Annotated in this window: 12 protein-coding genes; 9 read left to right on the top strand and 3 right to left on the bottom strand. The window is 63.7% G+C overall.

Annotation, left to right across the window (positions count from 1 at the left end):
• Window positions 1-334 precede the first annotated feature (334 nt).
• A complete protein-coding gene (locus tag EAV90_RS37825; protein ID WP_122404191.1) occupies window positions 335-1507 on the bottom strand; it encodes a M20 aminoacylase family protein in 1173 nt (390 codons plus the stop codon).
• 183 nt (window positions 1508-1690) lie between these two features.
• Here EAV90_RS37825 and EAV90_RS37830 point away from each other — a divergent pair, with 183 nt between their 5' ends.
• The 6 genes from EAV90_RS37830 to EAV90_RS37855 all read left to right on the top strand — a co-directional run bounded on the left by EAV90_RS37830 (window position 1691) and on the right by EAV90_RS37855 (window position 6957).
• Entirely contained in the window at window positions 1691-3310 is a 1620-nt protein-coding gene (locus EAV90_RS37830; RefSeq protein WP_122404192.1) for a GMC family oxidoreductase, read from the top strand.
• A 160-nt stretch (window positions 3311-3470) separates the two neighbouring features.
• Window positions 3471-4415: a metallophosphoesterase family protein gene (locus tag EAV90_RS37835; RefSeq protein ID WP_122404193.1), complete on the top strand. Its 945-nt coding sequence runs from the start codon at window positions 3471-3473 to the stop codon at window positions 4413-4415.
• A 19-nt stretch (window positions 4416-4434) separates the two neighbouring features.
• Window positions 4435-4770, top strand: a complete 336-nt coding sequence (locus EAV90_RS37840) for a cupredoxin domain-containing protein (RefSeq protein ID WP_122404194.1) — start codon at window positions 4435-4437, stop codon at window positions 4768-4770.
• A gap of 109 nt (window positions 4771-4879) precedes the next feature.
• Entirely contained in the window at window positions 4880-5428 is a 549-nt protein-coding gene (locus EAV90_RS37845; RefSeq protein ID WP_162500365.1) for a sigma-70 family RNA polymerase sigma factor, read from the top strand.
• Window positions 5425-6192, top strand: a complete 768-nt coding sequence (locus tag EAV90_RS37850) for an anti-sigma factor family protein (protein ID WP_129146344.1) — start codon at window positions 5425-5427, stop codon at window positions 6190-6192. Before EAV90_RS37845 ends, EAV90_RS37850 begins: the two co-directional genes overlap by 4 nt.
• A gap of 162 nt (window positions 6193-6354) precedes the next feature.
• Window positions 6355-6957 carry a hypothetical protein gene (locus EAV90_RS37855; RefSeq protein ID WP_129146345.1) on the top strand — a complete coding sequence of 201 codons (603 nt, stop codon included), beginning with the start codon at window positions 6355-6357 and terminating at the stop codon, window positions 6955-6957.
• A 10-nt stretch (window positions 6958-6967) separates the two neighbouring features.
• On the opposite strand, the gene hpnO is transcribed toward EAV90_RS37855, so the two are convergent.
• On the bottom strand, window positions 6968-8359 hold the full coding sequence (gene hpnO / locus EAV90_RS37860; RefSeq protein ID WP_122404198.1) for an aminobacteriohopanetriol synthase HpnO: 1392 nt from the start codon (window positions 8357-8359) through the stop codon (window positions 6968-6970).
• A 142-nt stretch (window positions 8360-8501) separates the two neighbouring features.
• Between hpnO and EAV90_RS37865 the strand changes: the two genes are divergently transcribed.
• Window positions 8502-9140 carry a DUF2147 domain-containing protein gene (locus EAV90_RS37865; protein ID WP_162500366.1) on the top strand — a complete coding sequence of 213 codons (639 nt, stop codon included), beginning with the start codon at window positions 8502-8504 and terminating at the stop codon, window positions 9138-9140.
• On the opposite strand, the gene hpnN is transcribed toward EAV90_RS37865, so the two are convergent.
• Entirely contained in the window at window positions 9108-11696 is a 2589-nt protein-coding gene (gene hpnN / locus EAV90_RS37870; RefSeq protein WP_129146346.1) for a hopanoid transporter HpnN, read from the bottom strand. The two genes, EAV90_RS37865 and hpnN, sit on opposite strands and share 33 nt — an antisense overlap.
• Window positions 11697-12146: 450 nt before the next feature.
• Here hpnN and ispH point away from each other — a divergent pair, with 450 nt between their 5' ends.
• Window positions 12147-13073, top strand: coding sequence for a 4-hydroxy-3-methylbut-2-enyl diphosphate reductase (gene ispH, locus EAV90_RS37875; RefSeq protein ID WP_122404201.1), 927 nt, complete (start codon window positions 12147-12149; stop codon window positions 13071-13073).
• Between the two features lie 34 nt (window positions 13074-13107).
• Window positions 13108-14268 carry an adenosyl-hopene transferase HpnH gene (hpnH, locus tag EAV90_RS37880; protein ID WP_122404202.1) on the top strand — a complete coding sequence of 387 codons (1161 nt, stop codon included), beginning with the start codon at window positions 13108-13110 and terminating at the stop codon, window positions 14266-14268.
• Window positions 14269-14496: the final 228 nt, after the last annotated feature.

Here is a 14496-nt window from a genome sequence, read left to right on the forward strand (position 1 = left end):
TGAGCGGTCGAAACAGGCGCTTGAGCTTGCGCATTCAGGTCTCCCTCTGGAATCGAGAGACACCCAAAGAATCCAGTTCCAACCGCTTGGCAACACCCTGCCAGCACCATATGCGATTCCCCTACCGTTCTTACGGGGAAGGGCAATTGCCTTGCACATTCAGCACACGTCGTCATGCCCGGCTTGTCCCGGGCATCCACGTTCTATGCACTGCGTGGTAAGGCGTGGATGGCCAGGACAAGCCCGGCCATGACGCTGTGGTTACTGTCAGTGCCCGAGCCCGAACCTCATCGCCATTGCCTACAGCAAGCGGGACAAGGTGAACGACTCGGCATTACGACGCCGCGAGCTGTTCCTCGACCAGCTTCACCCAATACGACGTGCCGTAGACGATCGCCTCGTCGTTGAAATTGTAGGCGGGATGGTGCAGGCCGGCACTGTCGCCGTTGCCACAGAAGATGAAGGCGCCGGGCCGCGCTTCCAGCATGTAGGCGAAATCCTCGCCGCCCATCAGCGGCGCCATCTCGTGCACATTGGCCTCGCCCGCGACCTGCGTGGCAATGCGACGCGCCACCTCGGTCTCCGCCGCATGATTGTTCACGACGGGATAATTGCGCTTGTAGTGCAGGTCGATCTTGGCGCCGGTGATCTGTGCGACGCCGGCCACGACTTCATGCACGCGCTTCTCGACCAGCTTGCGCACTTCCGGCGACAGCGTGCGGATGGTGCCTCTCAACGTCGCGGTCTGCGGAATGACGTTGCGGGCGTTGCCGGCGTGGAATTCGCAGATCGAGATCACCGCGGATTCAAGGGGATCGACGCTGCGCGCGACGATCGACTGCAGTGCCGTGATCACCTGCGCGCCGACCAGCACGGAATCGACGCATTTGTGCGGACGCGCGGCGTGGCCGCCGACACCCTCGATCATGATGTCGACCTCGTCGGTCGCTGCCATGATCGGACCCGGCCTGATCGCGAACGAGCCGATTGGGATGCCCGGACCGTTGTGCATGCCGTAGACTTGCTCGATGCCGAAGCGCTCCATCAGGCCGTCCTTGACCATTGCCGCGCCGCCGGCGCCGCCCTCCTCGGCGGGCTGGAAGATCACCACGGCATCGCCGGCAAAATTGCGGGTCTCGGCGAGATAGCGGGCGGCACCCAGCAGCATCGCAGTGTGGCCGTCATGGCCGCAGGCGTGCATCTTGCCGGGCGTCTTGGAGGCGTAAGGCAGATTGGTCTGCTCCTCCACCGGCAGCGCGTCCATGTCGGCACGCATGCCGATGACCTTGAGCCCCTCGCCGGCTGGCCTGTTGCCCTTGATCACACCGACGACGCCGGTCTGGCCGAGGCCGGTCACGACCTCGTCGCAGCCGAACTCCCGCAAGCGATCCGCGACGAATGCTGCAGTGCGGTGAACGTCATACAGCAGCTCGGGGTGCTCATGGATGTCCCGGCGCCAGGCCTGAATATCGGGTTGGAGGTCGGCGACACGGTTCACGATGGGCATGGAGGGTCTCAAGCCTTCTTGGGAATATGGGAATACAGGACTGTCTATCATGCAAGCGTCAGTCCACCCAACTCCCTGGGATCGGGGTCTGGCCCTGACGAACGGACATGGCCGGGCTTGTCCCGGTCCGGCGGGTCTGCCTATTAGGACGGAACGTTAAGTGACCATCCGGGTGGAAACAGAATGCCAAGGCGGCTTGAAGGTGAGTTTGACTACATCGTCGTCGGAGCCGGGACGGCGGGCTGCATCGTCGCGAACCGGCTGTCAGCCGATCGCAGCAATCGCGTTCTCGTCCTTGAAGCCGGAGGCGACGACAATTGGATCTGGTTCCACATCCCCGTCGGCTATCTCTTCGCCATCGGCAATCCCCGTTCCGACTGGATGTTCAAGACCGAGGCTGAGCCCGGCCTGAACGGCCGTTCGCTGGCTTATCCCCGCGGCAAGGTGATCGGCGGCTGCTCGGCGATCAATGCCATGATCTCGATGCGCGGACAGGCTGCCGATTACGATCACTGGCGCCAGCTTGGCCTGACCGGCTGGGGCTATGACGACGTGCTGCCGCTGTTCAAGCGTATCGAGGACCACTTCCTCGGCGCCAGCGAGCATCACGGCGCCGGCGGCGGCTGGCGCATCGAGGCGCCGCGGCTGTCATGGGACATTCTCGACGCGGTCGGTGACGCCGCCGAGGAGATGGGCATCAAGCGCATCCCGGATTTCAACACCGGCGACAACGAAGGCACCAGCTACTTCCACGTCAACCAGAAGCGCGGCCGGCGCTGGTCCTCGGCGCGCGGCTTCCTCAAGCCCGCCTTGAGGCGGCCCAATCTGCGGCTCGAGAAGCACGTGCTGGTCGACCGTCTCATCATCGAGCAGGGCCGCGCTGTCGGCGTGCGATTCATCCAGAACGGCGAGATCGTCGAGGTGCGCGCGAAGCGCGAGGTGGTGCTCTCGGCCGGCGCAATCGGCTCGGTGCAGGTGCTGCACCGCTCCGGCATCGGACCCGCCGACTGGCTGTCGCCGCTCGGCATCGACATCGTGATGGACAAGCCCGGTGTGGGGCGCAACCTCCAGGATCACCTCCAGCAGCGCGCGATCTACAAGGTCGAGGGCGTACGCACGCTGAACGAGACCTACTACAATCTGTTCCGCCGTGGCCTGATGGGGCTCGACTACGCCTTCCGCCGCCGCGGACCGCTGACCATGGCGCCGTCGCAGCTCGGCATCTTCACGCGCTCCGATGCGACGCGCGCCCGCGCCAACATCCAGTTCCACGTGCAGCCGCTGTCGCTCGACAAGTTCGGCGATCCCCTGCATCGTTTCCCTGCGATCACCGTCAGCGCCTGCAACCTCCAGCCGACCTCGCGCGGCACCGTGCGGCTGCGTTGCGCGAGCCCGGACGAGAAGCCGATCATCGCGCCGAACTACCTCTCGACCGACGACGATCGCCAGGTCGCCGCCGACGCCATTCGCACCACGCGCCGCCTGATGCAGCAGAAGGCGCTGGCAAAATACCGGCCCAGCGAGTACCTGCCGGGGCCGACGGTCGGCGACGACGACGCCTCGCTGGCCAAAGCTGCTGGCGACATCGGCACCACCATTTTCCACCCCGTCGGCACCGCCAAGATGGGCACGGCAAACGATCCGATGGCGGTGGTGGATGAGCGCCTGCGCTTCTATGGCCTCAGCGGCCTGCGCATCGTCGATGCCTCGATCATGCCGACGATCACTTCGGGCAACACCAACACGCCGACCGCGATGATTGCGGAGAAGGGGGCGACGATGATCCTGGAGGATGCGAAGTAGCCGCTATCGTGTCCCGGACGCGGCGCAGCGCAAAGCGGTGCTGCGCCTTGCCCGGGACACGGGACTGCACTCACGAAATCGTCATCCCATTCAGGAATAAACCCGCCCCTCCCCTGATCACGTCCCCGAAGCCCAATTCCGGGCGACGTGGAGAGGCGCTATGAGCGGACAAGATCACGGGGATGACGGCGTCAGCCGCCGCAAGGTGCTCGAATGCATGACCTGGGCCGGCACCGGAGTGCTCTGGACCGTCACGGGCGGCGTGCCGCGCTCGCTCGGCATCATCGATTCCGCTGAGGCCGCGACCGCGGCCGCGCCCGGCATGAGCTTCCTCCAGATCAGCGACAGCCATGTCGGCTTCGACAAGCCGGCCAATCCCAACGCGCTCGGCACGCTGGAGGAGGCCGTGAACAAGATCAACGCAATGCCGGCGAAACCCTCCTTCATGATCCACACCGGCGACATCACCCATTTGTCGAAAGCCGCCGAGTTCGACAATGCCGAGAGGATCATCTCGCAGACCAAGCTCGACGTGCACTACGTGCCCGGCGAACACGATTTCATCGACGAGGAGGTGAAGCTCTATCGCGAACGCTACGGCCGCGGCACCAAGGGGTACGGCTGGTACTCTTTCGACGCCGGCGGCGTGCACTTCATCGGCCTCGTCAACGTCGTCGATCTCAAGGCTGGCGGCCTCGGCAATCTCGGCGCCGAGCAGCTCGCCTGGCTGGAGGACGATCTCCGCGGCAAGTCGAAATCGACGCCGATCGTGTTGTTCGCGCACATCCCGCTGTGGACGGTCTACCCGCAATGGGGCTGGGGAACCGAGGATGGTGGCCGCGCGCTGGAATACGTCAAGGGTTTTGGCTCGGTCACCGTGCTGAACGGGCACATCCATCAGGTGATGCAGAAGGTCGAGGGCAACGTCACCTTCCACACCGCGCGCTCGACCGCCTTCCCGCAGCCGGCACCGGGGGCCGCCCCCTCGCCCGGACCGATGAAGGTCGAGGACGCAAAGCTCCGCTCCATGCTCGGCGTCGCCAGCATCAGTTTCAAGCAGAACGAGCAGCGGCTCGCGATCATCGACACACCGCTTCAGGGCTGAGTTTGAACGGAAGCTGACAATGAAGACACTCAATCGCCGTGACTTCGGTGTCCAGCTCGGTCTGGCCTTGGCCGCAGCCATGCTGTTGCCCGCAACAAAAGCCCGCGCCGACGACATGGACGTGCACATCGACAATTTCGTGTTCCAGCCGGCCGAGCTCAAGATCAAGGTCGGCACCACCGTGACCTGGACCAACCGGGACGACATTCCGCACACCGTGGTGTCGGCGGGCAAGTTCAGGTCCAAGACCCTGGACACCGACGACAAGTTCTCCTTCACCTTCACCAATGCGGGCGAGTACAAGTATTTTTGTTCGCTGCACCCGCACATGACGGGGATGATCAAGGTTGAGTAACGTCTTCAACCTAGGCATCAACGTCTTGCCCGGCCGGTGGTCCCACGCCGGCCGGGCGCGTGCGTGTTCGATGACGGCAAAACAAGACGCAGAGGCAAAGCGAGGAGCGATGCCCGCCACCGACGATGTACAGAAGGCGCAGCGTTTCCGCGAAGCGGCGCTGCCCCATCTCGACGACGTCTATACGCTCGCGCGCTACCTGCTGCGCGACGCCTCCGACGCCGAAGACGCGGTGCAGGAGTGCTATCTGCGCGCGCTGAAGCATTTTGACAGTTATCGCGGGCCGGCAATGAAGCCCTGGCTGTTCGCGATCCTGCGCAACGTCTGTAACGCCGAATATGCGCGGCGCGCGCACAGACCGACCCCGATCGAGGATACTCCCGGCGCCGCCGAGCAGACGCCGCTCTGGCAGGAGACCGAAGCGAATCCGGAAACCGAAGTGCTGCGCAGCCGCGATGCCGGCGCGATCCGCAAGCTGATCGACACGCTCGCCGAACCGTTCAAGGAGACCTTCGTGCTGCGCGAAATCAACAATCTGTCCTATCGTGAAATCGCCGAAGCCGTCGGCGTCCCCGTCGGTACCGTGATGTCCCGCCTCGCCCGCGCCCGCGCCATGCTGCGCGCGGCCTGGATGGCGGGAGAGGAGCAAGCAAGATGACCTGCGACGAAGCAAGGATCCTGCTTCACGCGTTGCTCGACAACGAGCTCGACGCCGGCCATGCGCGCGAGGTCGAAGCCCATGTCGCCGGCTGCCCGAACTGCACAGTCGAGCTTGCCGCACAGCGCGAGATGCAGCGCGTGCTCGCCGACACCAATTTACGCTACACCGCACCGGCAAGCCTGCGCAGCCGGATCGAAGCCTCGCTGCCGCAGGCGCAGCGCCAGCAGCCGTCGCGCCGCGCCGTGCTGCGCGGCTTTGCGATGGGCTCGGCGGTCTCCGCGCTCGCCGCTTCCGGCGTTGTTGCCGTGGTGTTGCGCCAGGACGACCAGCAGCGCATCTTGTCGGAGGTCGTCTCCGCGCATCTGCGCTCGCTCCAGGCCGGCCACCTCACCGACGTCGTCTCCACCGACCAGCACACCGTCAAGCCCTGGTTCAACGGCAAGCTCGACGTCGCCCCGCCCGTGATCGATCTCACCGCGCAGGGTTTTACCCTGGTCGGCGGCCGGCTCGACTATATTGATGCGCGCGCCATCGGCGCCGTCGTCTACAAGCGTCGGCAGCACGTGATCAATTTGTTCGTGTCGCAAACCGCGAGCACCGAGCACCGGCCGCCGAAGACGCAGTCGATGCAGGGCTTCAACTGCCGCCGCTGGGGTGACCGCGGCCTGAACTTCTGGGCCGTCAGTGATCTCGGCGCCGACGAGCTCGCCGAGTTCGTCGATAAGTTCGACGCGGCGATGAAGGCGAATGTGGAGGGGTAAAGGCGCTCCTAGAGGGCAGCGAAGCTGCACCGTATGGTTGCACCATTGACCGGTCGCTGCTAATTCGGCGTCATGCACCGCATTCTTTTTCTCGTGATTGTCTTCACCTCGACGATAGCCTCGTGCGGACCGGCAGCGTCCCGTAATGGACTAGCCACCACGATGCGCGCTGTCCTCTATGAAGAGAGCATTGGCAACCCGAAGGGCGATCGCGCGGTCGGACAAGTCACCTGGCGGGTAGAACCGACGACAGATGCGTCTGCCCCGCCCGGCGACGTCACGGTTCGCGGCGACGTCGAAGTGCCTTCGCGAAATCTGCGGATGACACTCTCCATTCGACGCAATTTCGATTCGTCCCTGCCCGCCACTCACACGGTGCAGATCGAATTCGCGCCTTCGCTCGATTTCGCCGGCGGCAGTATCAAACAGGTCATGGGCCTGCTCATGAAGAGCAACGAAGCGGCCAAGGGTGCACCGATTGCCGCGCTATCGGTGAGGATCGACGACCGGCATTTCCTGATGGGTCTCTCCGCTGTCTCGCAGGACGCGTCCAACAATTCGCTTCTGATCCGAAGCAGAGCTTGGATGGACATCCCGATGATCTATGCGACGCAGCGCCGCGCCATTCTCGCGGTCGAGAAGGATGGCGACGTCCTGCCGCTGTTCAATGCGGTGTTTTCTGAAGCGATGACGAGAAAAGTCGAGAGCCCGGCTCGGCAAGCGCTCGATCGCATCGAGACCCCGAACAAGCCCAAGGCCGCCTGAATGATCAGCCTTAAGCCGACCTTCTCACCGCGTTGTCGACCAGCGTCTTGCCGAGCGACCAGATCGCACCGGGGACCTTGTGGCTGCCTGCAATGACGTCGTCGAAGGCGCGCTCGATCCAGCTGCAGTCTTCCTCGGTGATGGTGAGCGGCGGCAGCAGCTTGATGGTGTGGCTGCCGTGGCCCGCCACTTGCGTGAGGATCTTGTGATCCTTGAACAGCGGCACGGTAATGAGCTGGCAGAACAGGCCCTTGTTGGCGGCCTCCAGCACGTTCCACGAGGCGCGCAGGCGCAGCGATTTCGGCGGGCCGAACTCGATGCCAATCATCAGGCCCTTGCCGCGGACTTCCTTCAACAGCTCGTAGCCGGGCACCATGCGCGTCAGCGCAAGGCGCAGCTCGGCGCCACGCTTGGCGGCCGCCTCGATGAGCTTCTCGGATTCCATCACGTCGAGCGTGGCAATGCCCGCGGCCATCGCGAGGTCGTTCTTCGAGAACGTGGAACCGTGCACCACCGCGCGGTCCATCTGGTTGAAGATCTTGTCGAAGATGCTCTTGCGCGTCAGCACCGCGCCGACCGGCACGTGGCCGCCGGACAGCGACTTCGACAGCAGCACCATGTCGGGCTCGACGTTCCAGTGCTCGACCGCGAGGAAGCGGCCGGTGCGGCCCATACCGGTCTGGATCTCGTCGGCGACGAACAGCGTGCCGTATTTCTTGCAGAGCGCGGCCGCGCCGGGCAGGAACTCGTCGGTGGGCATGTTGACGCCCTTGCCCTGGATCGGCTCGACGACGAAGGCCGCGACCTCGCGCGAGGCCAGCGCCTTTTCCAGCGCGGCCAGATCATTGAACGGGATCGGGGTGCAGCCCGGCAGCAGCGGCTCGAAGCCGGTGCGGAAATTCGAGTCACCGGTCAGCGACAGCGCGCCATAGGTCAGGCCGTGATAGCCGTGGGCGCAATACACGATGCCGGGCCGGCCGGTAGCGCCGCGCGCGAACTTGATCGCGGCCTCGACGCATTCCGCGCCGGAATTGGCGAAGAACGCCTTGTCGAGATAGGGAACGTATTTCAGCAGCCGTTCGGCCAGCACGCCGGCGAGCGTCGAGACATCGAACTGGACGAGGTTGGGAAGGTCGGCATCGAGCACGCTCTTGAGCGCATCCCGCATGACAGGATGATTGCGCCCGATCGCAAACACGCCAAAGCCGGACAACAGGTCGAGATAGCGAGCGCCCTCGCGGTCGTAGAGATACTGCCCCTGGCCCTTCTGGAAGCCGACATCGTAGCCGATGGTCTTGAGAACCCGAACGAACTGCTCGTTCAGATACCGATTGTGCAGGGTGCTGCGCTGGGCCTGACGGTCCGCGAATAGCTGAGACATGTCTGGATTTGGGCTGTGCATCCGCTACATACTTCGCTTGAGGGCCGTCTCGTCAACTGAAAACCGGACCATTACTGTAAACGGTCTGTGCGGCCTTTTGCCCTTTTTCGGACCATCTTCGCAAGCACAGCTTTAGACCATGTTGCACTGCCAAGGAACACTCATGCGTTCGGCCCTTTACACCGGAATTATACTGGCTGGCGGTTACGCCTGCCTGACCCCAGCCCTCGCAGCCGATCCCACCGGCGACTGGCGGGTCGCTGACGGCGTCGCCAACATCCGTGTCGCCCAGTGCAATGGCAGCATGTGGGGTGCGGTCTCCTGGGAAAAGCAGCCCGGCGGCCGCGACGAGAACAATCCGGATGTCTCGAAAAAGAACAGGCCGACCCTGGGCATGGCAACCCTGATCGACATGAAGAAGAAGCCCGGCGTAGATCAGTGGGAAGGACAGGTCTACAACGCCAAGGACGGCCAGCTCTACAGCGCAACCATCACGCCGGCCGGTCCCGATCAGCTCGAAATCAAGGGCTGCGTGATGGGCTTCCTCTGCGGCGGCGAGACCTGGACCCGGGTCGGCCCGCCAATCCCCTCGAGCCCTGCGAACGCCATGGCCAAGGGCGTGCAGAAATCCGGTGGCGCCGCGCCGAAACCCCAGGGGCCCCAAGCAGCCCAAGCCACGACAGGCGCGACCGCGCCTGCGCCCGCGGCTCCGAAGGCCGCAGCCAAGCCCGGTCAGAAGGGCGCCGCCGACCCCGTCGGCGACATCTGCCTACTCCCTGAGATTGCGGGGTTTGCCCATTAGGGCCGGCTGGAACAGCAGCACAGCGGCGAGCGTCGTCACCAGCGAGAGTGCCAGCAGCTTGCCCATGCTGGACGTGCCGGGGTGGCTCGACAGCCACAGGCTGCCGAACGCGGTCGCCGTCGTCAGCGCGCTGAAGAAGATCGCACGCGTCAAGCTGGTCTGGAGCAGGTTTGTCCTGCCCGACCGCCAGGCCACGACATAATAGATCTTGAAGGCGACGCCGACGCCGAGCAGCAGCGGAAACGCAACGATGTTGGCGAAGTTCAGCGGCAGGCCGATCAACACGCAGATCTCGAGCGTCACCGCACCCGCAACCAGAAGCGGCACCAACGTCATCAGCACGTCGACGAACCGGCCTAGCGTGATCCACAGCAATAGCCCGATCACCAGCAGCGCATAGATACCGGCGTGGATGAACGCCTTCACCACGGTGTCGCCGGACTTCAGGATCGAGACCGGTCCGCCGATCGCGGTCGGCTCGGCCGCGAGCACCGCCGCGGCGAATTTGCGCAGCGTGTCGTTGTCATTGGGATCGCCCTTGGGCAGCGCCTCGACGCGGATGATGCCGTCCTTGCTCTTCCAGGCACTGACGAGATCGGGCGGCAGTGATTTCAGGGTGACCGGCTCGGCCTGCATGGCGTTCCTGAGCTGGTCGAACACGATCTTCATTGGCGTGACGAACACGTCCTGCGCCTTGTTGCGCGTGGCCTCGTCGCCATTGGCGAGCCTTTCGAGCGCGTCCGCAAGACGGCGCGAGGCGACCGCCCCTGGGCCCTTCGCGTCGCCCGCCGTTCGGCGCAGATTGTCGACCGAAGATTTCAGCGATTCGACATTTTCCTGGTCCGTCGGCGCCGCATCGATCTGATCGGGATTGAGCGCGGGGTTCAGCACCTTGGCGCCCTGTGCGATCAGCTTCAGCTTCGGCTGCTGGTCCTGCGGCACGAAGCTGTCGAGCGACATCACCCGGAGCACCTCGGGCACCTTCTCCAGCTTCGCCTGGACCTGCCTCGCCTGCTCTTCCGAGGTCGTCATCACGTTGATGGCATTGGCGCCCGTATTGGGGTCCTTGCGCAGGTCGAGGAAGGTGGCGATCGATTCGGCCTTCGGGTTGCGCAGGTTCATCGGGTTGAAGTCGAACTTCATGAAGTAGAGCAGCGGCAGGCCGCCAAGCGCGAGCAGCAGCGTGCCGCCGACGATCAGCACGCGATGCTTCTCGAGGAAATGATCGAGCGGCGCCAGGAAAGCATAGCCGACGGGCTCCGGTTCGCCGGGTGGGTTCAGAAGCTTGAGCAGCGCCGGCAGCACGGTGATGCTGGAAACAAACGCCACCAGCATGCCGACACCGGCGATCTGGCCGAGCTCCGAGATGCCCTTGTAATCGGTCGGCATGAAGCAGAGGAAGCCCGCGGCGGTGGCCATAGCCGCCAGCGACAGCGGCACCGCCGAGCGCTTGGCCGCCAGCACCAGCGCGCTCGAGAGATGGTCGACCTTGTAGCGCTCCGAGCGGTAGCGGACGCTGTACTGGATACCGAAATCGACGCCGAGGCCGACGAACAGCACCGCAAAGGCGATCGACAGCAGATTGAGCGAGCCGACCATCATCAGGCCGGCCGCGGTCGTGATCGCAAGGCCCACGAAGAGATTGACGAAGACGGCGAAGATGATCTTCGCCGAATGCAGCGCCAGCCACAGGATCAGCAGCACGACGAGGACGGTCCCGACGCCGTTGACGACGGCGCCTTCCTGGACGGTGGCGTATTCCTCGTTGGCGATCGGGACCGGGCCGGTCAGCCGCACCCGCGCCTGGTACTTGTTTGGGAAATCGAGATCGGCGGCGGCCTTGCGGATCGCGTCGGTCGCATCCTTGCCGGGCTCCAAAGCGTTATAGTCGAGGATCGGCTTGAACTCGATGAAGGCGCGCTTGTCCGAATCCTTCAACGGCTCGTCGCTGACGAGCTCGCGCCAGGAGAAGCTGGCATTGCCCTTGTTGAGCACGGTCTCGACCGTCTGCGCGATCAGGTTGAAGGGCCGCTCGGTGTTGTCGAGCTTGACCTGACCGCGCTTGACGCCGGCAAGGCCGGTCTCCAGCGCGCCGGTGAGGCCGCGGATCGAGGGATCGCCGGCCATGATCTCGATCAGGGGCGCGGCGGATTCGAACTGGCCGGTGATCTTGGCGACCTCCTCGGTCGGCAGGAACAACAGGCCGTTCTTCTCGAAGAACTCGCCGCTGCCGAGCTGCTGCATCGACTGGAAGTGGGTCTTGTCGTCCTTCAATCCGGCATAGAGCGCGTTTGCTGCGGCGCTCGTCATCTCCGGCGTCCGGGCCTCGATGACGGCGAGAATCGTTTCGTTTTGATCAAACGCTTGGTCGAATTGCTGGTCGCGTTTGCGCCAGTCGAGATTTTGAGAAATCAGCGAGTTGATGTCGGTGTTGATGGCGAAGTGGCGCGCAGCGTAATAGCCCGCTCCCACCGACAGCAGGAGCCCGAGAATGACGACGAGGGAGGCAAACCGGGTGCAGGCCCTGACGATGGCGACGACGACGCTTTGCAGCACTTCTTTTCTTTCTGCGGTTAACAGCTTGCCGGAAACGCCCGCTGTTTATCGGAGTTCCCGGGCGAAACCTATTGCTGTTTTGATGGTTCTCGCCCCGAGAAGGTTCGAGGTAAACGGCGCAAGGCCGCGGCAAAATCATGCGGGGCGGCCGGTATAGCCGGGGAGTTGAGGCGGGAAAGTGACGAAGGACGATGCACGAATGCCGCGCGCTTGCGCACCCCCGTATGCCTTACTAAAATACCTCAGAATCGGTCCAACAGAGTTCCGGGCTTTCCCTATTGCCGATTTTTTGACACAAAGTATTGCGCCTGCATGCGCCGGAGCCCCACGGGGGTGGGCAGCTACCGCATGCGCGAACCAATGGTGCGGATATTGCAGTTCATTGGTCAGTATCTGGGTGCCGCCGGGGACATTGAAGCGGATTGGTGCAACTTGCGTGATGGGCGTCCAATGGAAGTTTATCTGGCGCAGCCGCGCGGCTTCTGCGCAGGCGTGGTGCGTGCGATCGAGATCGTGGAGCGGGCGCTGGAGAAGTACGGCCCGCCCGTCTATGTGCGCCATGAGATCGTGCATAACAAATACGTCGTCGAGAGCCTGAAGAACAAAGGCGCAATCTTCGTCGAGGAGCTCTCCGAGGTTCCGCCGAAATCGGTGACGGTGTTCAGCGCCCACGGCGTCGCCCGCAGCGTCGAGGAAGAGGCCGCCGCGCGCAACCTCCCGGTGCTCAATGCCACCTGCCCGCTGGTCACGAAAGTTCACAATCAGGGGAAGCGCTACATCGGCAAGGGCAGGACCCTGATCCTGATCGGCCATGCCGGCCACCCCGAGGTCGAGGGCACGATGGGCCAGGTCCCGGGGCCGGTGCAGCTTGTCCAGAGTGTTGAAGAGGTTAAGGCCCTGACCCTGCCGGCGGATACGCCAGTGGCCTACATCACCCAGACCACGTTGTCGGTCGACGACACCAGGGACATCATCGCGGCCCTTCAGGCCCGCTTTACAGATATTCAAGGCCCGGATATCCGGGATATCTGCTATGCGACACAGAACCGCCAATCTGCGGTAAGGAACCTGAGCAAGCTGGTCGACGTGATCTTGGTGGTGGGCGCTGCCAACAGCTCGAACTCGAACCGGCTCCGCGAAATCGGCACTGAAGCCGGCGTCGCGAGTTATTTGATTGCCGACGGCAGCGAGCTCAATCCGGAGTGGTTGAAGAATGCGAGGACCGTCGGCGTCACGGCCGGTGCTTCGGCGCCCGAGGTACTCGTGGATGACGTGATCGAAGCGATGCGGCGGATCGGACCCGTGAAGGTCTCGGTGTTGCCGGGCCGCGAGGAAGACATCGAATTCCGGCTTCCGGCCCAACTGGCCGCGAGCTGACCCATCCGAATTCAAAGCCCAGAAAGAAACTGTAATGGCTATCCCGTTCTTCAAGGAAATGCGTATCGGCGGCTATTTGCTCAAGCAGAAACTGCTTGGCCGCAAGCGCTACCCGCTCGTGCTGATGCTGGAGCCGCTGTTCCGCTGCAACCTCGCCTGCGTCGGCTGCGGCAAGATCGATTATCCGGATGCGATCCTCAACCGCCGCATGACCGCGCAGGAGTGCTGGGACGCCGCCGACGAGTGCGGCGCGCCGATGGTCGCCATTCCCGGCGGCGAGCCTCTGATCCACAAGGAGATCGGAGAGATCGTACGCGGCCTCGTTGCGCGCAAGAAGTTCGTCTCGCTCTGCACCAACGCGCTGCTGCTCGAGAAGAAGCTCGACCTGTTCGAGCCCTCGCCCTACCTGTTCTTCTCGGTGCATCTCGACGGTCTGCGCGATCACCACGACAAGGCGGTGTCGCAGAAGGGCGTGTTCGACCGCGCCGTTTCGGCGATCAAGGCCGCCAAGGCGCGTGGCTTCACCGTCAACGTCAACGCCACCATCTTCGACGGCCACCCGGCCGAGGAGATCGCCAAGTTCCTCGACTTCACCACCGAGCTCGGCGTCGGCGTCTCGATGTCCCCGGGCTATGCCTATGAGCGCGCGCCGGACCAGGAGCACTTCCTCAACCGCACCAAGACCAAGAAGCTGTTCCGCGACGTCTTTGCGATGGGCAAGGGCAAGAAGTGGAATTTCATGCATTCCGGCCTGTTCCTGGACTTCCTCGCCGGCAACCAGGAATACGAGTGCACGCCGTGGGGCATGCCCGCGCGCAACATTTTTGGTTGGCAGAAGCCCTGCTACCTGCTCGGTGAAGGCTACGCCAAAACCTTCAAGGAGCTGATGGAGACCACCGACTGGGACAGCTACGGCACCGGCCGCTACGAGAAGTGCGCCGACTGTATGGCCCATTGCGGCTACGAGCCGACCGCGGCGGCCGCAGCTTTCAACAACCCGCTGAAGGCGATGTGGGTGGCGCTGCGCGGCGTCCGGACGAGCGGCCCGATGGCGCCGGAGATCGATCTCTCCAAGCAGCGCCCGGCGCAGTACATCTTCTCCGAGCAGGTCCAGAAGAAGCTGTCGGAGATCCGCCGCGACGAGGCCGAAGCCGCTGCGGCGAAGGCCGCGCAGAAGGCTTCGACGGCCGCGTAAGGGCGCACGATCAAATCTCACGACGAAAGCCCGGTCGCCACCGCGACCGGGCTTTTTTTTGCGCAAGTTTCGTGAGGCTTGGAGGCATGCGTTCACCCCAGCGTCATTGCTGTGCATGTTCAATAATTCGCTGATTGGATCGCTGCAGCGGAGGAACGATCCGATGCGAGACAACAGCTATGACCGAACGGTTGAACGCAACTATCTGCAGAAGTGGCGTTTTCTGAT

The sequence above is a fragment of the Bradyrhizobium vignae genome (genome assembly GCF_004114425.1).
Lineage (GTDB): Bacteria > Pseudomonadota > Alphaproteobacteria > Rhizobiales > Xanthobacteraceae > Bradyrhizobium > Bradyrhizobium vignae.